The organism is Paralcaligenes ginsengisoli (genome assembly GCF_054781135.1).
On record NZ_BAAGUZ010000007.1, the window covers coordinates 64,969 to 91,190 of the forward strand.

Annotated in this window: 23 protein-coding genes and 1 tRNA gene; 7 read left to right on the top strand and 17 right to left on the bottom strand. The window is 57.1% G+C overall.

The features are described from left to right. Nucleotides 1–3: 3 nt before the first annotated feature. Both ACYVIS_RS05155 and lon read left to right on the top strand, forming a co-directional pair. Complete coding sequence (locus ACYVIS_RS05155) at nt 4–408, top strand: Hsp20/alpha crystallin family protein (protein ID WP_232744395.1); 405 nt, start codon at nt 4–6, stop codon at nt 406–408. 22 nt (nt 409–430) lie between these two features. Continuing rightward, nucleotides 431–2,851: an endopeptidase La gene (lon, locus tag ACYVIS_RS05160; protein ID WP_460873420.1), complete on the top strand. Its 2,421-nt coding sequence runs from the start codon at nt 431–433 to the stop codon at nt 2,849–2,851. An 18-nt stretch (nt 2,852–2,869) separates the two neighbouring features. Here the strand turns inward: lon and ACYVIS_RS05165 are convergent, their stop codons facing one another. Continuing rightward, nucleotides 2,870–3,883 carry a Bug family tripartite tricarboxylate transporter substrate binding protein gene (locus ACYVIS_RS05165; protein WP_232744397.1) on the bottom strand — a complete coding sequence of 338 codons (1,014 nt, stop codon included), beginning with the start codon at nt 3,881–3,883 and terminating at the stop codon, nt 2,870–2,872. Nucleotides 3,884–4,119: 236 nt separating this feature from the next. Here ACYVIS_RS05165 and ACYVIS_RS05170 point away from each other — a divergent pair, with 236 nt between their 5' ends. From ACYVIS_RS05170 to ACYVIS_RS05180, 3 genes are read left to right on the top strand one after another with little or no spacing between them, the layout of a single operon-like run. Further along, nucleotides 4,120–5,472 (top strand): MmgE/PrpD family protein, encoded by a 1,353-nt coding sequence (locus ACYVIS_RS05170; RefSeq protein ID WP_232744398.1) that lies wholly within the window; start codon nt 4,120–4,122, stop codon nt 5,470–5,472. A 27-nt stretch (nt 5,473–5,499) separates the two neighbouring features. Continuing rightward, nucleotides 5,500–7,608: an acetate--CoA ligase family protein gene (locus ACYVIS_RS05175; protein WP_232744399.1), complete on the top strand. Its 2,109-nt coding sequence runs from the start codon at nt 5,500–5,502 to the stop codon at nt 7,606–7,608. A gap of 8 nt (nt 7,609–7,616) precedes the next feature. Then, nucleotides 7,617–8,780 (top strand): acyl-CoA dehydrogenase family protein, encoded by a 1,164-nt coding sequence (locus ACYVIS_RS05180; RefSeq protein WP_460873421.1) that lies wholly within the window; start codon nt 7,617–7,619, stop codon nt 8,778–8,780. Between the two features lie 933 nt (nt 8,781–9,713). Here ACYVIS_RS05180 and ACYVIS_RS05185 read toward each other — a convergent pair. The 3 genes from ACYVIS_RS05185 to ACYVIS_RS05195 form a co-directional block, all read right to left on the bottom strand. Then, nucleotides 9,714–10,736, bottom strand: a complete 1,023-nt coding sequence (locus ACYVIS_RS05185) for an NAD(P)-dependent oxidoreductase (RefSeq protein ID WP_460873422.1) — start codon at nt 10,734–10,736, stop codon at nt 9,714–9,716. 117 nt (nt 10,737–10,853) lie between these two features. After that, nucleotides 10,854–11,735: a LysR family transcriptional regulator gene (locus ACYVIS_RS05190; protein WP_460873423.1), complete on the bottom strand. Its 882-nt coding sequence runs from the start codon at nt 11,733–11,735 to the stop codon at nt 10,854–10,856. Nucleotides 11,736–11,846: 111 nt separating this feature from the next. Then, nucleotides 11,847–13,022 carry an alpha-hydroxy acid oxidase gene (locus tag ACYVIS_RS05195; RefSeq protein ID WP_255696722.1) on the bottom strand — a complete coding sequence of 392 codons (1,176 nt, stop codon included), beginning with the start codon at nt 13,020–13,022 and terminating at the stop codon, nt 11,847–11,849. 246 nt (nt 13,023–13,268) lie between these two features. On the opposite strand from ACYVIS_RS05195, the gene ACYVIS_RS05200 reads away from it, so the two are divergent. Beyond that, nucleotides 13,269–13,345: transfer RNA gene (locus ACYVIS_RS05200), tRNA-Arg, on the top strand. 222 nt (nt 13,346–13,567) lie between these two features. Here the strand turns inward: ACYVIS_RS05200 and ACYVIS_RS05205 are convergent. The 7 genes from ACYVIS_RS05205 to ACYVIS_RS05235 form a co-directional block, all read right to left on the bottom strand. Then, nucleotides 13,568–14,392 carry a transporter substrate-binding domain-containing protein gene (locus ACYVIS_RS05205; protein WP_232744403.1) on the bottom strand — a complete coding sequence of 275 codons (825 nt, stop codon included), beginning with the start codon at nt 14,390–14,392 and terminating at the stop codon, nt 13,568–13,570. A gap of 98 nt (nt 14,393–14,490) precedes the next feature. Then, on the bottom strand, nt 14,491–15,348 hold the full coding sequence (locus ACYVIS_RS05210) for a fumarylacetoacetate hydrolase family protein (RefSeq protein ID WP_232744404.1): 858 nt from the start codon (nt 15,346–15,348) through the stop codon (nt 14,491–14,493). 24 nt (nt 15,349–15,372) lie between these two features. After that, complete coding sequence (locus ACYVIS_RS05215; protein WP_232744405.1) at nt 15,373–16,119, bottom strand: SDR family oxidoreductase; 747 nt, start codon at nt 16,117–16,119, stop codon at nt 15,373–15,375. A gap of 110 nt (nt 16,120–16,229) precedes the next feature. Next, nucleotides 16,230–17,057 carry a transporter substrate-binding domain-containing protein gene (locus ACYVIS_RS05220; RefSeq protein ID WP_232744406.1) on the bottom strand — a complete coding sequence of 276 codons (828 nt, stop codon included), beginning with the start codon at nt 17,055–17,057 and terminating at the stop codon, nt 16,230–16,232. 65 nt (nt 17,058–17,122) lie between these two features. After that, on the bottom strand, nt 17,123–17,851 hold the full coding sequence (locus ACYVIS_RS05225) for an amino acid ABC transporter ATP-binding protein (protein ID WP_232744407.1): 729 nt from the start codon (nt 17,849–17,851) through the stop codon (nt 17,123–17,125). Beyond that, nucleotides 17,835–18,482, bottom strand: coding sequence for an amino acid ABC transporter permease (locus ACYVIS_RS05230; protein WP_232744408.1), 648 nt, complete (start codon nt 18,480–18,482; stop codon nt 17,835–17,837). Before ACYVIS_RS05230 ends, ACYVIS_RS05225 begins: the two co-directional genes overlap by 17 nt. Nucleotides 18,483–18,493: 11 nt before the next feature. Further along, nucleotides 18,494–19,177 carry an amino acid ABC transporter permease gene (locus ACYVIS_RS05235; protein ID WP_232744409.1) on the bottom strand — a complete coding sequence of 228 codons (684 nt, stop codon included), beginning with the start codon at nt 19,175–19,177 and terminating at the stop codon, nt 18,494–18,496. 402 nt (nt 19,178–19,579) lie between these two features. Here ACYVIS_RS05235 and ACYVIS_RS05240 point away from each other — a divergent pair, with 402 nt between their 5' ends. Continuing rightward, the gene (locus ACYVIS_RS05240) at nt 19,580–20,419 is read left to right on the top strand and encodes an IclR family transcriptional regulator (RefSeq protein ID WP_232744410.1); all 840 of its coding nucleotides are present in this window, start codon (nt 19,580–19,582) and stop codon (nt 20,417–20,419) included. A 5-nt stretch (nt 20,420–20,424) separates the two neighbouring features. Here the strand turns inward: ACYVIS_RS05240 and ACYVIS_RS05245 are convergent, their stop codons facing one another. From ACYVIS_RS05245 to ACYVIS_RS05270, 6 genes are all read right to left on the bottom strand, one after another. Next, the gene (locus ACYVIS_RS05245; protein WP_232744411.1) at nt 20,425–21,018 is read right to left on the bottom strand and encodes a phenylacetic acid degradation protein PaaY; all 594 of its coding nucleotides are present in this window, start codon (nt 21,016–21,018) and stop codon (nt 20,425–20,427) included. 38 nt (nt 21,019–21,056) lie between these two features. Next, the gene (locus tag ACYVIS_RS05250) at nt 21,057–21,779 is read right to left on the bottom strand and encodes an ABC transporter ATP-binding protein (RefSeq protein WP_232744412.1); all 723 of its coding nucleotides are present in this window, start codon (nt 21,777–21,779) and stop codon (nt 21,057–21,059) included. Further along, complete coding sequence (locus ACYVIS_RS05255; protein WP_460873424.1) at nt 21,776–22,525, bottom strand: ABC transporter ATP-binding protein; 750 nt, start codon at nt 22,523–22,525, stop codon at nt 21,776–21,778. The genes ACYVIS_RS05250 and ACYVIS_RS05255 overlap by 4 nt, the downstream gene beginning before the upstream one ends. Continuing rightward, nucleotides 22,522–23,412 (bottom strand): branched-chain amino acid ABC transporter permease, encoded by an 891-nt coding sequence (locus tag ACYVIS_RS05260; RefSeq protein WP_232744634.1) that lies wholly within the window; start codon nt 23,410–23,412, stop codon nt 22,522–22,524. Before ACYVIS_RS05260 ends, ACYVIS_RS05255 begins: the two co-directional genes overlap by 4 nt. Nucleotides 23,413–23,465: 53 nt before the next feature. Next, on the bottom strand, nt 23,466–24,335 hold the full coding sequence (locus tag ACYVIS_RS05265; RefSeq protein ID WP_232744414.1) for a branched-chain amino acid ABC transporter permease: 870 nt from the start codon (nt 24,333–24,335) through the stop codon (nt 23,466–23,468). A 196-nt stretch (nt 24,336–24,531) separates the two neighbouring features. Then, complete coding sequence (locus ACYVIS_RS05270; RefSeq protein WP_232744415.1) at nt 24,532–25,797, bottom strand: ABC transporter substrate-binding protein; 1,266 nt, start codon at nt 25,795–25,797, stop codon at nt 24,532–24,534. Nucleotides 25,798–26,222: the final 425 nt, after the last annotated feature.

The following is a 26,222-nucleotide window of genomic DNA, read 5'->3' on the forward strand; positions in this document are numbered from 1 at the left end:
TTCATGACATTGCGCAATCCAAGCAAATCCATGTGGGCCGACGCGCTCACCATGCTGGAACGGGCCGACCGTCTGCATCGCCGGTTTTTTCAGTTGAGCAGAAGCCGCAACGGCGGTCCGACCTGGGAGCCGCCCGCCGACATTTTCGAAATCGACGACGCCTTGGTGATCCTGATCGCATTGCCCGGGGTCTTGCCCGATAACGTCACCGTATTGATCGACAGCAGTGCCTTAATCGTCGTGGGCGACAGGCTCATGCCGGCCCCCGTCAATGCCATCATTCGCAGCATCGAAATTCCCTACGGTCGTTTTGAACGACGCTTCGATTTACCAGCAGGCCTGTTTGAGATCGAAGAGCAAAACCTGTCAAACGGATGTTTGCGTTTGACCCTGCGCAAACTTGCGTAAATACAAGCACGACAGGTGACGCATGAACAACGATCAGCCTATCAACTCCCCGCACGCACGCGACGCCGCCACCCCCGAACAAACGGCCGGCGCCAAAGCCACACAGGAATCGCACCAATCCCCGGAGCTTCCCGAGAACGCGCTGATCATCATTCCCGTGCGCAACGTTGTGCTGTTCCCGGGCTTGCTGGTGCCTATAACAATAGGCCACAAAAGTACGGTGGCTGGCGCCCAGGAGGCGGCGCGCAGCAATCGCCAGGTCGGTGTCCTGCTGCAACTCGATCCCGAAACGGCCGCTCCCGGGGCCGCTGACTTGTATCAGATCGGTACAACCGCCAGCATCTTGCGCTATGTCACTACGCCGGACGGTGCGCACCACATTGTCTGCCAGGGCGAGCAGCGTTTCCGTGTGATTGAGTTTCTGCAGGGCTATCCGTTTCAAGTTGCACGCATCGAGCGCCTGGACGACGCCAAGGAAACCAGCACTGAAATCGAAGCACGCATGGTTCAGCTTCAAGAACAGACCGCCGAAATCCTCGGCTTCATGCCCGATGCGCCGGCTGAACTCGCCGCCACGGCGCAGAGCATCACATCGGCTTCCATGCTGACCGATTGGGTCAGCGGGCTAATGGACCTGACACCGGTCGAAAAACAGGATTTGCTGGAAACCCTGGGCTTGCAAGCCCGGATGGACAAAGTTCTGGCCTTTCTTACACACCGGCTCGAAGTACTGCGCCTGAGCCATGACATCAGTCAGCAGACCAAAGATCGGTTCGAAGAAAAGCAGCGCGAGTTTCTGCTGCGGGAACAACTTAAAACCATACAGAAGCAGTTGGGCGAACCCGAGGGTGCAAGCGAGCAAATAACACAGCTGGAAGCGGCCATCGCCAAAGCCAAAATGCCTGAGGAAATCGAGGCCTATGCCAGGAAGGAGCTCAAACGGCTCGATCGTACTCCGGAGGCGGCCGGCGAATACTCGACGCTGCTCACCTACCTGGAATGGCTCGTCGAACTGCCCTGGTCGGCCACCACCGAAGAGCGCATCGATATCGCCGAAGCGCGCCGGATCCTGGATGAAGACCACTATGGGCTGCAAAAGGTCAAGCAGCGCATTCTGGAATACCTGGCAGTGCACAAGCTCAACCCCCGGGGCAAAAGTCCGATCCTGTGCTTTGTGGGGCCTCCCGGCGTAGGCAAGACCTCCCTCGGCCAGAGCATAGCCAAAGCCACGGGGCGTAAATTCTCCCGGGTAAGCCTGGGCGGTGTACATGATGAAGCGGAGATCCGCGGGCATCGCCGAACCTACGTCGGCGCGCTGCCGGGCAATATCATCCAGAACATACGCAAGGCCGGCGTAAAGAATTGCGTCATGATGCTCGACGAAGTCGATAAGCTCAGCATAGGCGTTCAGGGCGATCCTTCCGCCGCGCTGCTCGAAGTGCTGGACCCGGAACAGAACGCAACCTTCCGCGACAATTACCTGACGGTTCCATTCGATCTGTCCGGGGTCATGTTCATATGCACGGCCAATATGCTGGACACCATTCCTGGCCCACTGCGGGACCGCATGGAAATGATCAACCTGCCGGGCTATACGGAAGACGAGAAAGTACAGATCGCCAGGCGCTACCTGATCGGCCGCCAACTGACGGCCAACGGCCTGTCGCCCGGACAGTGCGAGGTCACCGACCAGGCCTTGCATGCGATCATCGGCAGCTACACCCGCGAAGCGGGCGTGCGCAATCTCGAACGGGAAATCGGCCATCTGTTCCGCCATACCGCGATGCGCGTGGCCGAAGGCCAGGCAGGATCGCTACGAATCGATGCAGACGATCTGCACGCAATATTGGGGCCGATAAAATTCGAGAGCGAACTGGCAATGCGCACCAGCCTGCCCGGCGTGGCCACCGGCCTGGCCTGGACTCCCGTAGGCGGCGACATACTCTTCATCGAAGCAAGCCGGACCGCCGGACACGGCAAACTGATACTCACAGGCCAGCTTGGCGACGTCATGAAGGAAAGCGCGCAGGCGGCGCTTACCTTGCTCAAGGCCCGGGCGTCGGAACTCAAGCTGGATCCGGACCTGTTCGAGCACAGCGACATCCATATCCATGTGCCCGCGGGCGCAATCCCGAAAGACGGCCCCAGTGCAGGCGTTGCCATGTATATTGCCCTGGCCTCGCAAGTCACCAACAGACCCGTGCACAGCGAGCGCGCCATGACCGGCGAGATCAGCCTGCGCGGCCTGGTGCTGCCGGTCGGAGGCATCAAGGAAAAAGTGCTGGCAGCGTTGCGGGCAGGCATTACCACTGTACTGCTTCCCGCTCGCAACCGGAAAGACCTGGAGGACATTCCCGACGATGCACGAGCCAGGCTTGAATTCATCTGGCTGGACACCGTCGACGATGCCATGCGTGCCGCGCTCGAGCCGGCCACGCCGTAACACCTGCCCAGGCCCAGGCTAATCCAGGGAAATGCCCATTTCCTTCACGACGGCCGACCACTTTTTGTTTTCCGACCTGACGAATTCGCCAAATTCTTCCGGCGTACCTCCGACAGGCTCGGCTCCCTGCTGCAGCAGTTGTTTTCGAACCGTGGGTTCTTTGATAACGCTATTGATATCAAGGCTGATTTTCTTGACGATGCTATCGGGCGTGGCGGCCGGGGCGAAATACCCGAACCAGGAACCCAATGCAAACTTGGGAAACCCTTGTTCCTGCATCGTGGGCACATCGGCCAGAACCGGTGAACGTTTTGCCGTCGAGACCGCCAGGGGCACCAGGGTGCCGGCCTTGATAAATCCGATAACCGACGGAAGCGTGGCAAACATGAACTGGACCCGGCCGGCAACCACGTCGGTCAATGCACCGGCCCCCTTGTACGGCACATGCGAAATCTTCAGCTTTGCCTGCTTTGCGAATTCCTCGCATGAAATATGGGCAGCGGTTCCCACCCCCGTGGAAGCGCAATTGTAGAAATCGGGCTTGCTCTTTATGGCCTCGACCAGTTGTTTAACAGAGTTTATTTTCAGGGACGGCGCCACAACCAGAACATTGGGAACATCGGCCACCATGGTTATAGGCTTCAAATCCTTGATCGTGCTGAAATTCACATGTTTGTAAAGATAGGGATTGATGGCGATGGGCCCGATTGAATTGATCAGTATGGTGTAGCCGTCGGGCGCTGAATTAATCACAGCCTGCGTACCGATATTGCCCCCTGCCCCGGGCTTGTTCTCGACTACAACGCTTTGGCCCCATTTCGTGGTTAAACCGGCGGCAACTTCACGTGCCAGAATATCGGTCGTGCCGCCGGCGGTAAACGCAACGATCACCTTCACAGGTTTTTGCGGCCAGGCACCCGCGGCGCTTGCCGTAGCGGCAAAACAAGGCAGCATGATAGCCGACAGCAAGGCCGCCCTCAGGCCGCCCGGCCTCTTCGTTTGCAATAGTTTCCGAGCATAGCTTCTGGACATGCGTGTCTCCATATTTTTTATCAAGAAGAAACAATTATGTTGGGAACGCCCTCTCAAAGCTTTGAGAATTAGGCAAGGTTTTCTTGAATAAATATGAAATGCATGAAAACCCGCATGCATTGAAATACTGTTAATTGAAAGCTGCTTTCTTTTTTTTTCAATCCTCATCACTACAAATACTCATAAAGTACCCATAGCTCGATTCGGGCTTCGCACTGTTCAATAAGGCAACCGGCATGCTCCTTCAAACCCTGGCTCAATACGGCGCGCAGCAATCGCGCCACGCACTGGCTCCAGATGTTGCGCATCACGCGAAACGCGCCTTGCTGGACTGGCTGGGCGCCCTGTACCCGGGTACCCGGGTTTCGCCCGGACGCGAATTGCTTGCCGCATACAAAGACGAACTAGGTTTGGGCGCCAGCCGGCTCCCAGGCCATCGCACGACCTCGCTACCTGCGACCGCCGCATGGATCAACGGCAGCATGTCCCACGCCGTGGAGTTTGACGATATTTTCAAAGATGCCGTCTACCACCCTGGATGCCCCGTCATATCCGCAAGCCTGGCCATCGCCGACGCGCGAAATGCCTCGGGCGCAGAGCTATTGAACGCGATCGTCGTCGGCTATGAAATCTCCACCCGCATCGGCGCGGCCATACAACCCTCGCATTACCGGTTTTTTCACACTACCGGTACCGTCGGATGCATAGGGGCTGCCGCCGCCGTCGCAGCCCTCTGCGCACCAGGCAATGCAACGGTCATGCAGCACGCAATCGCCACGGCATGCACCTTTGCATCCGGCCTGCAGCAAGCCTTTCGATCCGATGCCATGACCAAAGCCCTGCACGCGGGACACGCCGCAGCGGTAGGTGTCAGGGCCGGGCTGGCCGCTGCCGCCGGCGTCACGGGGGTTCCGGATATTCTTGAAGGCGACGCCGGCTTCGGCGCTGCCCTGGCAACGAATCCGAACTGGGCGGTTGCCACCGAAGGGCTTGGCGAGCACTACAACATTACTCGAATCACGCAGAAGAATCACGGCTGCTGCGGCCATACCTTCGCAGCCATTGACGCAGCCCTGATCCTTAAAGAAAAATTCAATATCGCACCCACTGATATCCGGGAAATCAAGGTTGCAAGCTACCAGGTCGCACTGGACGTAACCGGCAACCGAAATCCGACAACTGCGTTCGAGGCCAAGTTCAGCTTGGCGTATGTGGTCTGCCATGCGCTGCGCTTCGGTTCTGTGCGATTGAATGCCTTTAGCGCGGAACGATTGCAGAATTCCGATATTCGCCGGCTTATGGCGAAACTGGCTTTGGTTGAAGACGCCGGCCTGAGCGCCGCCTTTCCGGGCCAGCGCGCCGCCCGCGTCACTATTGCGCTGGACGACGGCCAATCCTTCGAGCATTTTTCGCCGTATCGCAAAGGAGACCCGGAGCTGCCTTTATCGGATCAGGATCTGAACGAAAAATTCGAGGAACTGGCAAGCCCTGTTCTTGGACCAGGTGCCGCGGCAGTCCTGCGAAATCAAATATGGGATGTCGACCGGCTCCCGGTTCGCGAACTGCAGCTTGATTCTAGCCTCGCCTGAAAATCCTGGGAATAAATCGACACCGCCATGCAAGACACCCGCAACAATAAACAAGCATCCTTCGCCAAAGCCCTGCTGGAACCCGAATCGATCGCACTGATCGGAGCATCCAGCAATAGCAAAAAGAATACCGCCCGGCCTTTCAGGTTCATGCGCAAGCATGGTTTCAAAGGCCTGGTTTTCCCGATCAATGCCACAAGCCCGGAAATCTTCGGTGAAAAATCCTATGCCTCGGTATGCGACGTGCCGCAAAACATTGATCATGCCTTCATCATGATTTCCAGCGAGCATGTGGAAGCCGCTCTCAGGGACTGCGCCAGCAAAAGCATCCCGGTAGTCACCATTTATTCCGACGGCTTTGGCGAAACGGGTCCTGAAGGCCAGGTAAAGCAGGCACGGCTTCTCGAACTGGCTCGAAGCTTGGGCATACGCATCCTGGGACCCAACAGCATAGGTGTCGCCAATATCCAGACCGGCGGAATTATTTCCGTGAATGCCGCCTTTGAAATGAATACGCTGATACCGGGCCGCATAAGCCTGGTTTCGCAAAGCGGCTCAATGATGGGTTCCTTGCTGTCGCGCGCCGGAGGCCGAGGTTTCGGCTTCGCCAAAACCGTTTCGGTAGGCAACGAAAGCGATATTTCGGTGGGCGAAGTCGTCGATGCCCTGGTCGACGACAAACAAACAACTGTCATCCTGCTCTTTCTGGAAACCCTGCGTGATACCCCCTCGTTAAGCCGCGCCTTATCGCGGGCTCGCCTGGCAGGCAAGCCTGTCATCGCCTATAAATTGGGCCGTTCGGCGCAAGGGGATGCCTTGTCACAGTCCCATACCGGCGCAATCGCGGGCAACGATGCCGCGGTCGATGCGTACTTTGACAAATACGGTGTAATGCGCGTGGATATGCTGGAAACGCTGTTCGAAATGGCTCCTCTGGCCGAACGCTATCATTCCGCCAGATTGCATACAAGGCCATCCCGGGCATCTCGTGTCGCGGTCATTACCACGACTGGCGGCGGCGCCGCCACAGTGGTCGATAATCTGGGCCTGCACAATATCGAAGCGGTGCCGCCGCCGCCCGACTTCATCACGCATATGAAAAGCAGAGGCCTGGCGCTGCGAGAAACGCCAGTCATCGATCTGACACTTGCCGCCACCGGCGAACAGTACAAAGACTTGCTGGAGCAGTTGCTTCAGTCCGACTGGTGCGACGCAGTATTGAGTGTCGCAGGATCTTCGGCGCAATTTCACCCTGAGCTCGTCGTCAAACCGCTGGTTGACGCGTCCAAGCCCGCCGACAAACCGCTGATCGCGTTTCTGGCGCCGGAAGCAGCTGTCTCTCTAAGTCTGCTGCAGCAGCACGGAATCGCCACTTTCCGCACCCCAGAGGCCTGTGCCGATGCCCTGCGCGCCTTCCTGAAGCCCGCGCCGCACTACCAGGACGAAACCGCCGAGGCCGTCGCCTGGCCGGACCACCTGCCCACGTCGGGGAATTTGAACGAGCCCGAGGCAAACTCTCTGTTTTCCCTGCTGGGCATTGAAACGGCGCAAAGCACGCTTCTGCAAGGTGCCGACACGGCTCACGACGTACCCTACCCGATTGTTCTAAAAATCGTTTCACGCGACATCCTGCACAAAACCGAAGCAGGTGGTGTCGTAACCGGCCTGGAGGACGATCAGGCGTTGCGTGCGGCGCTGCCGGCACTCGTCAAGGCCGTCAAGCATCACCAGCCAGACGCAAAAATAGACGGAATGCTAGTCCAGAAAATGGAAAGCCGCTTGATCGAATTGATGCTGGGCTATCGGCACGATCCGCTGGTCGGCCCGATCATTGTATTGAGCGCGGGTGGCATTGCCGCCGAATTGATGCCCGACTATGCCACCCGGCTCGCCCCAATCGGCTTGAATGACGCACGCGACATGATCGATGAAGTGCGGCATACAAAACTGGTCAGGGGTTTCCGCGGCCTGCCGCAAGCCGACTGCGGTGTATTGGCCCAAGCCATCGTCGATTTTTCAAAGCTGGCCCTGCTGCCCGGGCAGCCGATTGCCGAAGCCGAAATAAACCCGCTATTCATTCAAGCACAGCGCGTCGTGGCTGTCGACGGCGTCGTGCGCCTACGATTCAACCCCTAAGGAAGAGCATGGATTTTTCTTTAACTCCCGAACAGAAAGACTTCCAGTCGGCGGTCTACCGCTACGCTGACAAAGAACTGCGCAATCAGGCGGTCGAACGCGCCCACTCGCTTGAGTATCCATGGGACGTGGCCCGATCTATGGCTGCGCAAGGCCTGCTGGGCATCACTATCGCGGAAGCCGATGGCGGCATAGGCGGCACGCTGATGGATGCGGTTATCGCAATCGAAACCATCGCCTCGGTGTGTCCCCGTAGCGCCGATGTGATCCAGGCAGGTAATTTTGGAGCTATACGGGTTCTTGCCGAATACGGTTCCGCCTTTTTAAAGGAAAAGTACCTGGGCCCGCTGCTGCAGGGCAAAGCGCTTATCTCTGTGGGCATGACGGAACCCGAGGCGGGCTCCGCTGTTACGGAATTAAAAACCAGCGCCACCCGGGATGCAGGCGGCTGGCGCATAAATGGCACGAAGATCTTCACCACCCACGGGCCTCACGCCAACTTCATTCTGGCCTATGTCCGTTTCGGTCCAGGCACTCAAGGCATAGGCTCGGTGCTGATTGAAACCGATTCGGAAGGCGTAAAGCTGGGCAAGCGCTCGGCGTTCATGTCCGACGAGGAATGGGTGGAAATATTTTTCGATAATGTCCATGTACCTGACACGCACGTCGTGTTGGGCGAAGGCGGCTTTAAAAAACAGATTGCCGGGTTTAACGTCGAACGCATTGGCAATACCTCGCGCTCCCTGGCCCTGGGTCGATACGCGTACGAAGAGGCCAAAGGCTGGGCCATGCAACGCAAGCAGTTCGGAAAGCTTTTATGCGAGTTCCAGGGGCTGCAATGGAAGTTTGCCGACATGCGTATCAAGCTCGATGCCGCCCAGTTGCTGTTGTATCGCGCGGCCCAGAGCGCCGACACCGGATTTCCGTCAGCCACGGAAACCGCGATTGCCAAGGCCTATTGCAATCAGATCGGCTTTGATGTGGCCAACGATGCATTGCAGGTCATGGGGGGCATGGGATATAGCCGGGAATCGCTGGTGGAGTATTGCGTGCGCCGGTGCCGCGGCTGGATGATCGCTGGCGGGTCTATAGAAATTCTTAAAAACAGAATAGCCGAAGGCATATTCGAACGCAGTTTTTCTCAACGCCCAACGACACGGTCGCCTGCTTAGAACACAGGCTAAAGCATTTTCGGTTCAAGTGTGTTTATGGCGCTGAACGTGTTTTAGCGGCTTTCGTTTTGGGCTGTTTTTAGGCTTCAGTTGTGAATTTGGGCTGCCTGTACTGGTTTGAGCTGTGACTTTGGATTGGGCTTTGGTGCGTTGTCTGTGTGGGCGGTTATTTCTATAAAGACGCCGCAGGGTGGGCGGTGCTGTGTAGTCCGGCACGTCCAGCGGTCGTGGTGCTACGCACCCCGACTGCCCGGGTCTGCCTCGTCCAGGCGGGCGTCGGGCGAACTCGCCCGGCCTCGCGAGGCCGGGCTCAGACAGCGCCCGCCGAAAGCCCCCGCCTTCCCTTCGTCAGCACCCGGCGCTGGACTACCGCCGGACTACACAGCACCGCCCACCCTGCGGCTTGCGTTGAGGCAATGCATCGAGAGATACGTTGGGGAAGCGGCGTTGAGCCAATCACAGACTACATTGAAGCGGTGGGTGCTTTTAGTACATCCAGTCGTCAATCGAGGTAGATGTGGCGACGTGATGGAGGCATGAGTGCGGGCACGTTAACGGTTCTAGGGGTGCAGGCCCATTAACGGTAGGGGCAAGCACGTAAATTCCGGGCATCCCGTGATGCAATTCCAGGCAGGCCATTACGTGAGCCGTCTATCGGGGCTTGGGGTCAGGGCCGGCGTAAGGCGTGCGCCGGATGCTACCGTAGGGAAGGCGGGGGCCTTCGGCGGGCCATGTTTGAGCGCAGCCGCGCCAGCGGCGTAGCGAGTTTGGCCCGACGCCCGCCTGGACGAGGTAGATCCGGATCAAGCACGCCGTGCCGGGCCTGACCCCAAGCCCCGATAGACGGCGTCTTTAAATACCAAAGCGACCAAAACGTAAATACCAATACCCCATCCATCGAAGAATGCCACAAACACGCAAGCCAAAAACGTTTTAGAACGCCACGTTGATCAAAGGCTTGCCCTCAAGCCATAGCGGAATATTCTTCATGAAGATATCGATGGCCCTGCCGTAATTGCCCGACGCATGCCCCGCGGAATGGGGTGAGACTATCGTATTTGGCGCATCCCATAGTTCGGAATCCCGCCCGAGCGGCTCGTGAGCAAATACGTCCAGATACGCTCCCGCGAGCTTGTTGCCTTTCAAGGCTTCTACAAGAGCCGGCTCGTCGATCACATCGCCGCGCGACACATTGATAATGTGGGTGCGGTCGGATAGCCCGGATATGAACTGTCTGCTTATTATTTTAAACGTTGTTTCAGTCAAAGGGCACGCCAGAATCAGCCAGTCATGCTGAACCGTACTTTTCTTGAACTCGGAGTAAGAGATCATCTTCACCGCATTGAAGCCCCCCTGGTTTTCCGCCGTCGATGGATTGCGCCGGACCGCTGTGACTTCAATGTCGAGCAATTGCAGATACGCCGCTATTTTCCGGCCTATCTGGCCCCAGCCGACAACCACGGCCGACTGCCCTGCCAGGTCTTTAGGCAAATATTCTCCCATCAAGGGCCGCCATGCCCTGGCAGCTTGCGCCGCCTGCAGCAATTTGAATTTCCGGTTCAAGGCCAAGACCGCCGCCAGCGCGCTCTGTGCGACGATTGCCGCATTTGCCCCCGTCGACGTCGTGATCGCGACATCCTGTGCCTTCAAATCCTGATAGATGGGCCTATCGGTTCCCGCGGAATGAGTATGCAGCCATTGCAGGCTCCTGGCCGACAGCAATAAAGAGCTGAAGGCGGCCAGAGGCGGCAGTACACGATGCTTGGTCGAGGCGCCTGTTATGTCCCTGGACAGCAATGCAACATTAACCTTGTCGGACTGCCTGGCATCCGGCAACTCGCCTGGGGAATAGAGCACAATGGAATCAATATGCCGTGAAAGGAAACCGGGGTCTTTGGCGTTGATCAATTCTATGGCCTCTGACGAGGCTAGCAGGTGAATTTTTTTCTGAACCATGACCCAGTGCGCGAAGGAATGCCAAGCGCCAATTCTACAAGCCCGAAGCGCCTTTTCGTTTCCAAAATTTCAATGCTGAATTTCCTTCCTTTCACACTCTGCGACAGCAGCATTTTTTTATATAAGGTGCTTGATAAGCTTCTGTACAGCGTCGGTATCTTTGGAGTCATTATTGACGCAAAGATAGAATTGCCGTTCGGCCCAGGCATCGCGCAGATTGATAAATACCAGACCCATCTGGCTTAAATAATTCCTGGCTATATTCTGCGGGACTATGCCCAGCCCCAAGCCTTCCTGGATCATGCGGCAACGCGTCTCGAAATTCGACACCTGCAGTTTTACGATGGGCGGCCTGGAAATAGACTTGCCCACATAGTCCAGGAACTGCCCCAGGGAATGACGCGGGAAATAACCCAGCAAGTCATACTCCAGCGCATCTTCCAGAAAAAGCTCGGTCGCGTTCGACAAAGGATGGCCGTTGGGCACAACGAGCCCGACGCGGTCTTTTTTGTAGGGATACGAAAGTATCCCCGAGGCGGGATAGTCGGCATGATAGATTCCGAGATCCGCCTGGTCATCGGCAACCAGGCGAGGAATGTCATAACTATGGCTTTCAACGAGATCAATACTGATGTTCTTGCTTTTGGCCAAAAAGCTTTTCATCTCGATGGGCAGGAACTGCAGCACCGTGGAAGGGTTGGCCAGCAGTCTTATTTTTGCCACGCCATCGCTGGTAAATTCGTTAATCGCCTTTTCAGTGAGCTTGACGTGGCGCAAAAGAGACTTGGCGCGCTGGTAAAGCAGTATTCCCGCCGGGGTCGGGTCGACACCCCGTCCGTGGCGCAACAACACCGCCTTGCCCAGGTGGCGTTCAAGTTCCGTCATGCGTTTGCTGACCGCGGACGTAACCAGGTTCTCGCGCTCCGCCGCTTTCGATAAGCTTTTTTCCTCCACCGCGGCAACAAAAATCTCCAGGGTGGGAATATCCAATTTTTTCATTGCCTTTGCTTGTAGGAATCTTGTTCTTCGCAATCAGTCTACCCGCAAATGGGCGCGGCCATCGCTCATTTCCGAGCGATCGCATGCGCGCCTGGCCAAAGCCGCCCTATTTCAGGACCGGCCTGGCCTGTCGAACAGATCGGCGTTCAGCAGGATCGAACGGTCCACATCGCGGATATTCGTACGCCCGCAAAATGCCATGGTTACATCGAGTTCGTTGGCGATAAGTTCCAGGCAGCGCGTGACGCCCGCTTCGCCCATGGCACCCAGCGAATAAAGGAACGACCGGCCTATCATGGTGCCTTTCGCGCCCAGCGCTATCGCCTTGAGCACATCCTGCCCCGAGCGTATCCCTCCATCCATCCAGACTTCAATATGCTTGCCCACTGCCTCGACAATATGAGGCAGGGCGGAAATCGACGACGGTGCGCCGTCGAGCTGGCGCCCGCCGTGATTCGATACGATCAACGCGTCGGCGCCGCTATCGACCGCGCAGCGCGCATCTTCGGCATCCATGATGCCTTTGAGGATGAGTTTTCCGCCCCAGCGTTTTTTGATCCATTCAACATCGCCCCAGCTCAGGCTGGGATCGAATTGCTCGGCCGTCCAGGACGACAGGGAAGACAGGTCGCCCACTCCCTTGGCATGGCCAACGATATTTCCAAAAGTGCGGCGTTTGGTACCCAGCATGTTCATGCACCAGCGCGGCTTGGTCATCAGGTTGAGCAGATTGACGAGCGTGGGCTTGGGCGGGGTCGACAGGCCATTCTTGATGTCTTTGTGCCGCTGGCCCAGAACCTGGAGGTCCAGGGTCAATACCAGCGCCGAACAATTGGCGGCCTTGGCGCGATCTATCAGGCGCTCGATGAAGTCGCGATCGCGCATCACATACAGCTGGAACCAGAAGGGTTGGTGGGTATGGGCGGCAATATCTTCAATCGAGCAAATGCTCATGGTGGACAGCGTAAACGGAATGCCGAATTTCTCCGCGGCCCTGGCGCCCAGGATTTCGCCGTCGGCATGTTGCATGCCGGTCAGTCCGGTAGGGGCAATGGCCACCGGCATGGCGACGTCTGTACCAATCATGGTGCTGCGTATGGAGCGCTTTTCGATATCGACAGCGACTCGTTGCCGCAGCTTCAGTCTCTGGAAATCGCTTTCGTTCGAGCGGTAGGTGCCTTCCGTCCAGGAACCAGAATCTGCGTAATCGTAGAACATTCTGGGTACGCGGCGCACGGCCAGCCGTCGAAAGTCTTCAACGCAAGTGATTTTGGGTGAGTTGGACAAGAATGCCTCCTGGTTGGTTGAGGTGCTACCGGCACCGGACTTGGATCGTGCGACGAGCCCAAGACGTAGAATGAATAATAATCAATATTCTCGCAAGCGGCGCAAGCGGTCATTTTCGGCCACGACCTGACGAACCCGCCAAACGGCCCGCATCGGGCGAAGCGCCTGCCCTGGGCAGACGACAGGCGCTATTACAGCACTTCACGACAAAGAAAAAAATATATGTTATAGTTACGCCTCTTTGCAGCGGCTGTAGCTCAGTTGGATAGAGTACTTGGCTACGAACCAAGGGGTCGTGGGTTCGAATCCTGCCAGCCGCACCAGAATTACACTAGTATTTTCAGCTAGTTAGAACCGCCTAGAGCACCAACTCTCTAGGCGGTTTTTCTTTGGGCGGGAGATTTTCGGGTAATGCCCTTACCCGCGCGCGCCTTACCTGCATAGCCCCTTGCCTGCATGCCCTTATTGACGGGCTGGCGGGCGCCTCGGGCGCCCGGCCCACGCCAATCCGGACGGGCCTGCATAAGCAGGCTCGCGCCCCTGGGCTATTTGGCCGATGCCACGACCACCGATTGCGGCAAAGGCATTTTTATCCATTTTTCGAACAACGTATTGAATTCGCCGTTATCGATATTGGTTTTGATGAATTTGTTGACCGCATCGAGCAGCTCGGGGCGCTTGTACTGCATGGTGATGCCCATGACCTGCTCGTTGATGATGTACTTGACCTGGAATTTTCCCGGATAACGCTTCTGGATGTCCCCGGCGATGACCGACGATGTTCCGGCGGCATCCACCTGGCCCACGATCATGGCCTGCAGCGACGAGGCGTCGTCGTCAAAGCGACGGATATTGGTGCCTTTGGGCGCCACTTTCATCAAGCCCAGATCGGCTGTGCCGGCACGCGGGACGCCTATCGTGTAGTTGACGAAGTCGGCCGGCGCCTTGATATGGGTTTTTTCAGGCCCCATCAGGACCATGCTGGCGGCCGAATACGGCTTGGAGAACTGAACCTGCTTGACCCGCTCGGGCGTAATGGCCAGCGATGCAACCAGCACATCGGTCTTGTCGGTCAGCAAATAAGGAATGCGATTGGGGCCTGTAACCGGAATCAGGTCGAGCTTGACCCCCAGGGACTTGGCCAGCAGCTTGGCCACATCCGCATCGTAGCCATCGGGCTGATTGGCGGCATTGGTAATTCCGTAGGGAGGAAAATCCACCACGATCCCTACTTTGATCACGCCACGCTGCTTGATCTTGTCGAGATAGCTCTCGGCATGCGCGGCAAAAGAAGTCATGGCAATCAGAGACGCCCCGGCCAGAGCCAGGGCTTTTGTGGCCACCACATATTTAAACGATATTCCAAACATCAACAGTCTCCGGATAATGCAGTTTCAACTAGTTCACTTGCTCGGATTGCGCGCCTCCGGGGAGCCGCGCAATGCCCATACCAAAACACGCAAAAGCATCAGTCCAGCAAGCCTGCATCCCAGGCATGGACCTTTTGCTCTTGTTCTCCCAGGCCTTCAATGCCCAGGCGCACCACATCGCCGGCTTTCAGGTAAAGAGGCGGCTTCTGCCCCAGGCCGACGCCGGGCGGAGTGCCTGTGGAGATCAGGTCTCCGGGATAAAGCGTGGTGAACTGGCTGATGTAGTGGACCAGATAGGCCACATTGAAAATCATGGTCTTGGTGCTGCCGTTCTGGAAACGCTTGCCATTGACGTCCAGCCACATGCCCAGGTTCTGGGGATCGGCGATTTCGTCGGCGGTAACGAGCCACGGACCCACCGGTCCGAAGGTATCGCAGCCCTTGCCCTTGTCCCAGGTGCCGCCGCGTTCGATCTGGTATTCGCGCTCGGAGACATCATTTACCACGCAATAACCCGCCACATGCTTCAAGGCATCGTCCAGGCCGACATAGCGCGCCTTGGTGCCGATGACCACGCCAAGCTCGACCTCCCAGTCGGTCTTGACAGAGCCTTTGGGCATGACGATGGGATCTGTCGGGCCGGACGGCAAGGACCACTTGTTGAACAGGATAGGTTCCTTGGGTACTTCGGCCCCCGTCTCCGCGGCGTGATCGCTATAGTTCAAGCCTACGCAAATGAATTTTCCCAGGCCGGAGTACGGAACGCCGATACGGCCGGGGTTCGCCACGACCGGCAGGCTTGCAATGTCGATAGCCTGCAATGTTTTCAATTGTGCCGGGCTGAGGGTCCGGGCGTCGATATCGGACAGCTTGCCCGATAAATCGCGTACTTTGCCCTGGGCATCGAGGCACCCGGGCTTTTCACTGCCGATTGGGCCATAACGTAATAATTTCATGATTCTTCCTTGTAAATACAAAAGCTAGTTCGACCAGCCACCGTCAATAATTTGCGTCGTGCCGGTCGTGAATGACGACTCGTCCGAAGCCAGGTACACAGCCAGGGCGGCAATTTCCTGGGGCTTGCCGACGCGCCCGATAGGCTGGCGCGCCACAAAGGCTTCGTGCACTTCCTGTTCTGTCTTGCCGTATTTGCTCGCCTGGGAGGCAATCCGCCCCTTGAGTGAAGGAGACTCGACCGTACCGGGGCAAATCGCATTGCATCGTATGCCCTGAGACACGAAATCGGCCGCCACGGATTTGGTCAGGCCAATGACCGCGGCCTTGGTCGTGCCATAGACAAAGCGGTTGGGAACCCCTTTGATACTGGAAGCCGCCGACGACATATTGATGATCGAACCGCGCTTGCGCTGCAGCATGCCGGGCAAAAATGCCTGGATCATGTGGTACATGGCCGTGACATTCAGATCGAAGGAAAAATTCCAGGCATCGAGATCGCAGTTCAGGATGGATCCGTCGTGGACGTAGCCAGCGCAATTGAACAGCACATCGACGGTTTCCAGCTCTTTGGCCAGCGCCGCGATTTCCGCCGGCTTGGTCACATCGAGGCGGCGAGTCTGGCAACCCTGCAAGCTGGCCAGCAAGTGCTCGTTGATATCGGTCGCAATGACCTGTGCGCCCTCGGCCATGAACTGCTCGACGGTCGCCCGACCGATCCCTTGTCCCGCCGCTGTCACCAATGCTACTTTTCCTGCTAAACGACCTGCCATTATTCACTCCAAGTACGATACTTCAAAGATGCGGCGCCCCATGCGCCCCACCCATCCTGCCTGACGACGCGCACCCTGCCCGATTTGCCGGCGGGCGTGCGCCGCCTGTATTACTTGCCGGCGCTCAACACATTTTCGGGCAAAGGAGAGCCATGGTATTTCTCGTAAATACCATTCAATTTGCCGTTTTTCAGATTGGCGCGCACCCAGTTGTCGACCCAGGCTTTGAGTTCGGTGCTTTTCTTGTCCAGGCCGATACCCAGCATGGCCGTGGACAGCAAAATCTTCGATTCCATATTCTTGCCGGGCGACTTTTTATTGATCGCCTTGAGCAAAGGAGGCGCGGTGGCGAAAATATCGCCCTGCCCGCTGGCCACCGCCGTAATCGAAGTCGCGTCGTCATCGAAGCGCAAAATATTGGTTCCGGGCAAGGCCTGCTTGGTAATGGCCAGATCGTTGGTCGTGCCGCGGGTCGAAATGACGGTCTTGCCAACCAGATCTTTCAGCGACTTGATATTCATGCTTTTCGGGGCGCCCACCACGGCCTGGATGGCGGCGTAGGGCACGGAAAACGCCACTACTTTTTCACGCTCGGGAGTAATCGAGAAGCTCGCTATCACCAGGTCGGCTTTGTTGGTCAACAGGAACGGAACACGATTGGCGCCGGTGGTAGGAACGATTTCGAGCTTTACACCCAGGTCTTTGGCCAGCAGCTCGGCGGTCTCGACGTCGGAGCCTATCGGCTTGAGCGTGGCATCCTTGGTGCCGAACGGCGGCGCGCCCAGGTCGATCGCAATACGAATCACTTTGTTGGCCTTGACCGTGCTCAAGTCGTTGGCCTGCGCCGACACGCTCGCCAGTCCCAGCAAGCCTGCCATGACACCGAACCCCAATGCGCGGGATACCGCTTTTTTTATACCTGTTTTATTCACATTCATAGTGACACTCTCCTTATGGTGTTTATCCGGCTGTGCCGCAATGCCGCGGCACAGCCGGCGCCGAACTACAAACCATTGCCCACGAAATCCTGCAATTCCTTGGTTGCCGGATTTTTGAGGATCTGGCTACTGCCTTCTTCCCAAACCAGCCCCTGGTGCATGAAAATGACACGACTGGCCAATTTATAGGCAAACGCCATCTCGTGCGTCACCAGAACCATGGTCATGCCTTTGCTGGCCAGCCCTTCGATTACCTTGAGCACCTCGCCGGTCAGTTGGGGATCCAGGGCCGAGGTCACTTCATCGAACAACATGAGCTGGGGATCCATGGCCAGGGAACGGGCAATAGCCACCCGCTGCTGCTGCCCACCCGATAATTGCTCCGGATACGCGTCAATCTTGTCGACCAGGCCTACTTGCACCAGCACGTCATGGGCCACCTCGCGGGCCTTGTGCCGGGACAGTTTCTTGACATGGATCAGAGCCAGAGTGATGTTTTGCAGCACCGTCAGATGCGGAAACAGGTTGTAGCTCTGGAACACAATCCCCACATCCTGGCGCAGGCCGCCCAGGTCGACACGATCACCGGTCAGCTCATGGCCGCATACGGTAATTTCACCTTCGTCTATTTTTTCCAGCCGGTCCATGCAGCGCAATGCCGTGCTTTTCCCCGACCCGCTCTGGCCGATCACGGCAACAATCTCGCCTTTGTGGACAGACAGCGATATCCCCTTGAGAACGTGCTGATCGCCAAATCGCTTGTGCACATTCTTCAACTCAACTATGGGCGACATTCAGCCTCCTTTCCAGTTTCCGGCTCCAGCGAGACAGGGGGTAACAAATAACAAAATACAAAACGGCGGCGCAGCCAAAATAAAGAAATGGCTCGAACGTCGAATTGTTCAGAATCTTGGCGTTGTAGGACAGCTCGGCGTAGCCGATGACCAACGATGCAATAGAGGTGTTCTTCACGATCTGCACCATGAAACCCACGGTGGGCGGGGTCGCAATACGCATGGCCTGCGGCAAAATGACCTTGACCATGCGCTGCAGGCGGCTCAGGCCCAGGCATTCGGCGGCCTCCCACTGATTCTTGGCAACCGATTGAAGGCAGCCGCGCCAGATCTCGCCGAAATAGGCGCTGGATTGAATGGTGAGCGCCAGCGTGGCGGCAAACAAGGCGGGCACGCTTGTCATGCCCAACAGATTCGGGCCGTAAAAACACACGCCCATCAGAACCAGCAAAGGAGTGCCTTGTATCGACTGAATATACAACGAGGCGGCGCCGCGCACCGCCCTCACGGGTGATATGCGCGACAGCGCCACCAGCAGGCCCAGCAAGCCCGCAAAGACAAAAGTCAGACAGGACAGCACCACCGTCCCCCATGCACCTTGCAGCAAATAGTCGAACTGTTGCGGATTCATTATGACTCGCTTTACAAGGAAGTGCCGAGCTTGCGGCGACGCACGAATACGCACTGCGCAACAAGCCAAAATACCGCGCGCACCAGCACCGACAGGGCCAGATAAACCACCCACAGCACAATGAATACCTCGAAATTCCGAAAGGTATTGGCCTGCACCTGATTGGAAACCCCGAACAGCTCGTTGGCGCCCACTGCCGACAAGATACTGGTTACCAGCATCAGCAGGACATACTGGCTGGTCAGCGCCGGATAGACCCGTTCGACTGCGGGGCGCAAAATAATATGCCAATACACCTGGGCGGGCGACAGGCCCAGGCATTCGGCAGCCTCGAGCTGCCCCTTGTGTATGGACTCGATTCCGGCGCGAACGATTTCGCAGGTGTACGCACCGATATTGATCACCAGGGCCAGGATCGCGCCCGCCATGATCGGCATTCTGATGCCGATATTGGACATGCCGAATATCAGGAAATAACTCTGGATCAGCAAAGGCGTGTTGCGTATGACTTCAACATACGCCCCAACGACCTTGCGCAGCCACAACGGGCCGCCGGTGCGTGCGACGGCACACAAGACTCCCAGCACGAACCCCACCAGCGTTGCCCAGAACGACATCTGCAAAGTAGTCCACGCGCCACTCAGAAACATGGGCCAATAAGCCAGCACACTTTGAAAATCAAACTCGTAACTCATTCGACTCCTGCACAGTTGAACCTTATTGAGAGCGCGTAAATTTGCAGCCGACCGTGTTATTCCACTTCCAGACCAGCGGATTGCTTCGCAATGAAACACTTCCGCAATGTTTTTATTTATAAAATTAATTTTGATATATAGAAAGCTATCCTAAGCCATGAATGGGTTGCCGATCAAGCGATAAACGCGTGGTTTTAATTAGGGCTTTCCCTAAATAGATGATTTATTTTTACAGCAAAGCGATAGAATTCAACCGATTTTCTTGTTATTTTATTTTTCTGATAAAAATAAATTTCTTATATAAAATTATTTCCGCTAAGATAATAGCCACGATAGAAAAAGCCAGGCTTTTGTACGTATCATTCAACACTCGGCCTTAACCGCGAACACCGGAACACATGTATGGGCGGCACACAACACGACAAGACTCTCGACTCGCCACAGGAACCCAGGGAGAACGGAGCCCGCTACACGGCGCCTGCACTGGAAAAAGGCCTGGATATCCTGGAAGCGCTCAGCGAAAGTACCGAGGGCTATACCCTCAACGAGCTGTGCCAGGCCTTGGGCCGCAATGTGAACGAAATATTTCGCATGGCGGTTACCTTGCAGCGCCGCGGCTATATCCAGGCCGATCAGAATGACCGCTATACCCTGACTCTGAAAATGTTCCGGCTGGCGCATCGCCAGCAACCCATCAAGGCCTTGGTCGGTGCCGCCCTGCCTTTGCTGCACGAGCTGGCCGAACGCACACGGCAATCATGCCACTTGTCGATTTATCAGAATGGGCGTGTGGTGGTCATTGCGCAAGTCGATAGTCCGGAACGCTGGTCGTTCGGCCTGAAGGTCGGCGTGGTCATGGGCCTGACCGATACCTCGTCGGGCCACGTTTTACTGGCCTATCAGGACGAAATCGAGCGCACACGCATGCTCAGCAGCCATATCAAAGTCGAGGGCGAGCTGGACATGGACCCCGGCCAGCTGTTTTCCCTGCTCAAAGAGGTGCGCGCCGACGGCTACGCATCGATGCCCAGCATCCAGACCCAGGGGGTCACCAATATTGCCTTTCCAATTCGCGGCATAGGCAGCCGCGTGGTTGCCGCCATCAATATTCCCCATATCGCGCGCATCGACGGCACACCCCGCCCCGACATTGCCCAAATAAAAGAAATCATGGCCAATATCTGCACCCGGCTCTCGACCCGCATAGGTTTCGACCCCAACTGGATGGACGCTCAAGGCTGAGCCGTTTACTCCCGCGGCGGATCGATCTCCGCCGAAGCAAGCCGGCGGCGGCCGGCTTCAGGCCGCGAAAGAGGATCCACCGCCTGCATGGTTTGCAAAGAGCGCCGCGCCAGGTGATGGTACTGCGCCGTGCCCCAGGTTTTCTGGGCAATTTCGTCGTCGCTCAGTTCCCGCAGGATGCGCGCGGGGGCCCCAACCACCAGATGGCGGGGCGGCACAAGCAGGCCGATTTTCACAAACGCCATGGCGCCAACAATGCTGGACTCGCCAATAACGGCGCCATCCATGACTACCGCGTTCATGCCCACCATCGCATTGCGGGCAATGCGGCACCCATGCAGCACGGCGCCATGGCCGATATGACCATCGATCTCGACAACGGTGTCGGTCCCGGCCACGCCGTGCAGCACACAGGTATCCTGGACATTGCCGCCCTCCTCGATCACAATGCGCCCGAAATCGCCGCGCAAGCTGGCCAAGGGACCGATATAGACGCCCGGCCCGACAATCACATCGCCTATCAATACAGCGCTGGGATGCACGTAGGCGGAAGGATCGACGACCGGCGTGATCCCGTTGATGGCATAGACTTTGAACATCGGCTTTCCCTCTGGAATGCAAGGCGCGGAGCCCGCACCTATTCCATGGCTTCCCATTTTTCGGCGCTGGCCCCGGCGAGCGCGCGAACCTGGTCCTCATCCTTGGCAAACTCGGCGGCGGCCCCAGTATAAACAATGTGCCCGTCATCGAGCACATAAGCGCGATCGGCTACTTCAACCGCCGCCCGCACGTTTTGCTCGATCAGCAGCACCGACATGCCTTCATTGCGGGCTGCGACAATGACCTTGAAGACATTCTGCACAATCAGCGGCGCCAGGCCCTGCGATGGCTCATCCAGAACCAGCAGTTTGGGATTCAGCAGCAATGCCCGCGCAATGGCCAGCATTTCCTGCTCGCCGCCCGACAACTGGCGGCCTTTATTGTTCTTGCGCTCGGCCAGCCGGGGGAAGAGCTCATAGACCCGCGCGATCGTCCACGGCCCCGGGCGGTCCATCGGAACCTTCAGGTTTTCTTCAACCGTGAGGTTGGCGAAAATGCGCCGCCCTTCCGGAACAAAACCTACCCCAAGCATGGCGATTCGATAGGGCGGCCATTGCATCGCAGGCTGGCCCAGTATGCGTATGCTTCCCGTCTTCGCGGGGGTAAGCCCCACAATGCTGCGCAGCGTGGTTGACTTCCCGGCGCCATTGCGTCCGAGCAAGGTTACCAGTTCGCCCTCTTCCACATACAGATCCACGCCCTTCAGAATATGGCTTTTCCCGTAGTATGTGTGAACCCCTTCGACCTCGAGCGCTTTCATGCCGCTTTCCCCAGGTAAGCAGTCTGGACCAGTTCGCTTGCCGCGATTTCGCTCGGCGTGCCTGCGTCGAGCACTGCGCCTTCCGCAAGCACCGTGATGCGGTCGGCAAGATTGAAAATGACGCGCATATCGTGCTCGACGAGCACGATAGTCAGGCTCTGCGATTTATGCAGCCTGCGAATCAGCAGCGCCGTGTTGTAGGTTTCCTGGTTGCCCATGCCGGCGGTGGGCTCGTCGAGCAGCAACAGCCGCGGCTTCAAGGCCAGCGACATCATGATTTCCGTGGCCCGTTGATCGCCATGGGAGAGTTCCCCCACCAGCCTGTCGGCGTTTTCGGTCAGGCCGCCCAGCGCGATCAGTTCATCGACCCGTTCGCTGATCTGGGCGTTCTGAGCCCTCGGCAGCCAAAGCTTAAGCCGCAGCCCAAGAGCCAGTTCAACCGGGATGCGCAGGTTTTCGCGCACCGTCAGTTCCGGGAAAATCTCGGTAATCTGAAAGGTTCGCGCCATTCCCATTGCGACACGCTCATGCGGCGGCAGCAGCGTTATATCCTGGCCGTCGAACAGGATACGACCCGACGTCGGCTTGAAAAACCCACTGATCAGGTTGAAAAAAGTTGTTTTGCCCGCGCCGTTGGGCCCGATCACTGCGTGCAGTTCGCCAGGCTCGACCACCAGGGAAACGCCATTGACGGCAACCAGGCTGCCAAAGTGCTGCGAGACATTTTCTACTTGCAACAGGCTCATGACGACTTTCTCCGAATGAGGCCGAGCACACCCCTGGGGAAAAACAGCACGACGAGTACAAAAAACACGCCTATGAAAAACATCCAGTTCTGGGTCTGGCTGGAAACGTAATCCTGCAACACCACGAAGATTGCGGCCCCCACCAGCGGCCCCCAGAAAGACCGCATGCCGCCAAGAACGGCCATGATCACAAAATTACCGGAAAGAGTCCAGTGCAAGGCACGGGGGTCGGTAAAATTGCTCAGCAGCGCATACAAGGTTCCCGCAACGCTTACGAAAAAACATGAAATCACAAAGGCGATCCAGATGTGCCGGTCTACGGGAATCCCCAGGAACCGGGCTCTGCGTTCGTTTTCGCGGATGGCAAGCAAGGTTCTGCCAAACGGGGAACGCAGTATCAGCGCCATGGCGCCCACGGCCACGGCAAAGACGGCAAGCACCATGTAGTAATAAGCCTTGTCGTTGCCCAGAATATCGATTTGGGTAAAGCCAAGATCGAGGGGCAGGCGCTTGAATCCGGTCAGGCCATCATCCCCCCCCGTGACCGAACTCCAGCGGAACGCAATGAAGTAGAACACCTGGCCGATGGCGATCGTGACCATGGCGAAATAGATCCCGCGCAGCTTGACGATCAGGATGCCGACCAGCGCGGCGGCAGCGGTACCGACAAGAATGCCGACAAGAATACCGACCGGTGTGCTGGGAACCAGGTACTTCAGCGTCAGCCCCACACCATAAGCGCCCAAGCCGAAATAGGCGGCATGCCCGAAGGACAGCACCCCGGTGAAACCGAGCAGAAAATTCACGGACATCGCCGCCAGGCCCAGAACCAGCACACGCGTTGCAAGATCCGTGTAGCCGCCGATCGGCACCATCCAGTAAGGCATGGTCAGCAGAGCAAGCCAGAGTATGGCAAGGGAAATAGCTTTGTTCTTGCGGTTCACAGGGTCATTCCTTCTTCACCAAGCAGGCCGCGTGGCCTGACCAACAAAACAAGCGCCATCATCACGTAAATGACCGCCTCGGAGGCGGAGGGAAAAAACACCGTGGTCACTCCCGCCGCAACACCGATTAACAGACCACCCAGCAATGTTCCGGTCAGGCTGCCTATCCCGCCCACGATAATGGCCACGAAGCTGGGCATGATGAGTGAATCGCCGATGGTGGGCTGCAAGCCCAGCAGGCCGGCAGCAAGCACGCCGGCCAGGCCGGCAAAGAAAATGCCCAGCCCGAAATTGAGATTGCGCAGTACGCGTACATTCACGCCCAGTACCGAAACCATTTCAAGATCAAGCGTACCGGCACGAATGCGCATGCCAAGACGCGTGCGATTCAACACAAAGAACAAACCAATGACGGCAACCGCAACCAGCGCAACCATGAACACACGATAGCCGGTCAGGAAGAAAAAGTACGTGCTCAAAGGCTGTGTGAGCCAACCGGGTATCTGGAAAGGCAAGCCTTGCGCGCCCCAGATAAACCGGATGGAATCTTCAAAAACATAGGCCAGGCCGAAAGTGAGCAGCAGGCTGTAGAGCGGATCGCGCCCGTAGCAATGGCGAATCAGTACGCGCTCGACCAGCAGGCCCAGGATTGCCGTAAGCACGGGGGCGACTATCAGCGCGCCCCAGAAACCAAGATAAGGAGCCAGCGTATAGGCAATGTAAGCGCCCAGCGCCAGGAAACCACCATGGGCGAAATTGATGACACTGGTCAGATTGATGATCAGCGAAAGGCCCAGGGCCATCAAGGCATAGAAGGCACCTACGATCAAGCCGTTGAAAATATTGAAAAGAAGTAATTGAGTCACTTTGTATTCCCTTTCATGGCTCTCGCGCCGGACATAGACAGCCGCTCGCGACAACAGATCGAGCGGCTAGATTTGAACGGGCAATGAGATGCATTCGATGACGGTTGTGCGCAATTGCCAGAATTGGACTCCATGCTTGGTCAAACAGGAAATTCCGGAACACCGCAGTGCATGCAGTGTCCCGGATGCCTATGTGTCAGGCGGCCGGCCACGTCATCTTGCAGCCCGAGGCCTCAACCGTGCCCGCCACGGTCTTGCCGTCGACCACCCGGGTGACATGGAATAGGTCGTCGGGAAGACTGCCTTTGGGCTGCGCGGTACCGACATAAAGCGACCCGATGAGCTGGTTCTGTCCGGCGCGGTAAAACGGTGGATTGGGCATCAGGCCTACTTCAGGCGGAAGCGTAAAGCCCTGCAATGCCTTGGCCATCTTCACGGCGTCGAGCGATTTGGCATTATTGGCAGCCAGGGCGCAGGTCCAGGCGCCTACGAAGCCAAACCAGGTGCGCGAGGTTGGAACCCTGCCGGTCTTTTTCTTGATGGCATCGACGAACTCCTGGACATGAGGCACTTTCGGCTGGTTCCAGTACCATTCGAACACCCAGTCGCCAAGGCGGGCTTCCGGAGGAAGCGCCTCGAGCGTCTCGAGTTCCTGATTGGCGCCGGCCAGATGAAAACGCTTGTCGAGGCCGAACTGTACAGCCTGCTTGAGCGCGTTGGTCAGGTCATCGCCATTCATGAGGAACACAATGACGTTCGGATTGGCCGCCTGCGCCTTGATCAGGTAGGACGAGAAATCCGACGTGCCCAGCGGGATCATGTCCACGCCCAGATCCACGCCGCCGCCTTCTTTAAGATTGGCGTCGTAACCCTCTTGCAGGGTATGGCCAAAGGCATAGTCCGACGTGAGGAAATACATTTTCTTGCCGTACATGTCCATCAGCGATTTGGCGATGGCATTGGTCAGCATGCGCGTGGTATTGCACACCCGGAAGACATTCCAGTGGCAGGTCTTGCCGGTAACCGTGTCAGTGTGGCCTCCCGGTACGACATGCAGCACACCTTTCTCGAAGGAGACGGCCGCCATGGCGACCGAAAGCCCTGAATTCACATTGCCAAGAAGGAAATTGACTTTGTCGCGATCGATCAGCTTGCGCGCCTTTTGTACAGCCGTACCCGCGTCGCCGCTGGTCGAGTCTTCGACCAGCAGTTCGGCCGGACGGCCGAGGATTCCGCCTTTGGCATTGATTTGCTCAACCGCCAGTTGGCAGCCGATCATTTCGTTCTTGCCGGTCTGCGCATAAGTGCCGGTCAGAGGGTTATCCAGACCAAGCTTGACGGACTGTTCGCCACGCGCCTGGATGATGAACGGCGGCGCCAACTGCGCAATGCCGGTTGCGGCGGCAAGCTGCAGGACTGCACGGCGGCTGATGCCGGTCGAGCTCTTTTTTTTGTCTTCCATTTGAACACTCCTCCTACTCGGGTTGGCGGAAATGATGCAGTAGCGACTTTTTGATGCAGGACCGACTTTTCTTTTTTATTTCTTGCTTTTATTGCAGCTGTATTTCTCATGTATCAAAACGAGACGGCCCTTTTTAATTTGCCCCAGACAGACCCCATTGTCAAGACAAATATTTCCCCTGGGGGCAACGTGGAGATGCCTGGCAGCGGCCTGGTAAAAATACCCGATCAGCACACCGCGCAACGGCAAATCGAGGCCAGGAATCCCAGTATGCCAAGGAGTTCAGCGCGCGTTGAAACGCGTTTTTTTTCAATATGAATTCAAGGAGCCTGTAAGGAATCGGGAGTAGCATATCTTCCAGCCTCTTGTTTTGTTCTTACTCTCTTTTGCATGCATAAGGAGCCTTGGACGATGACATCCCTGCA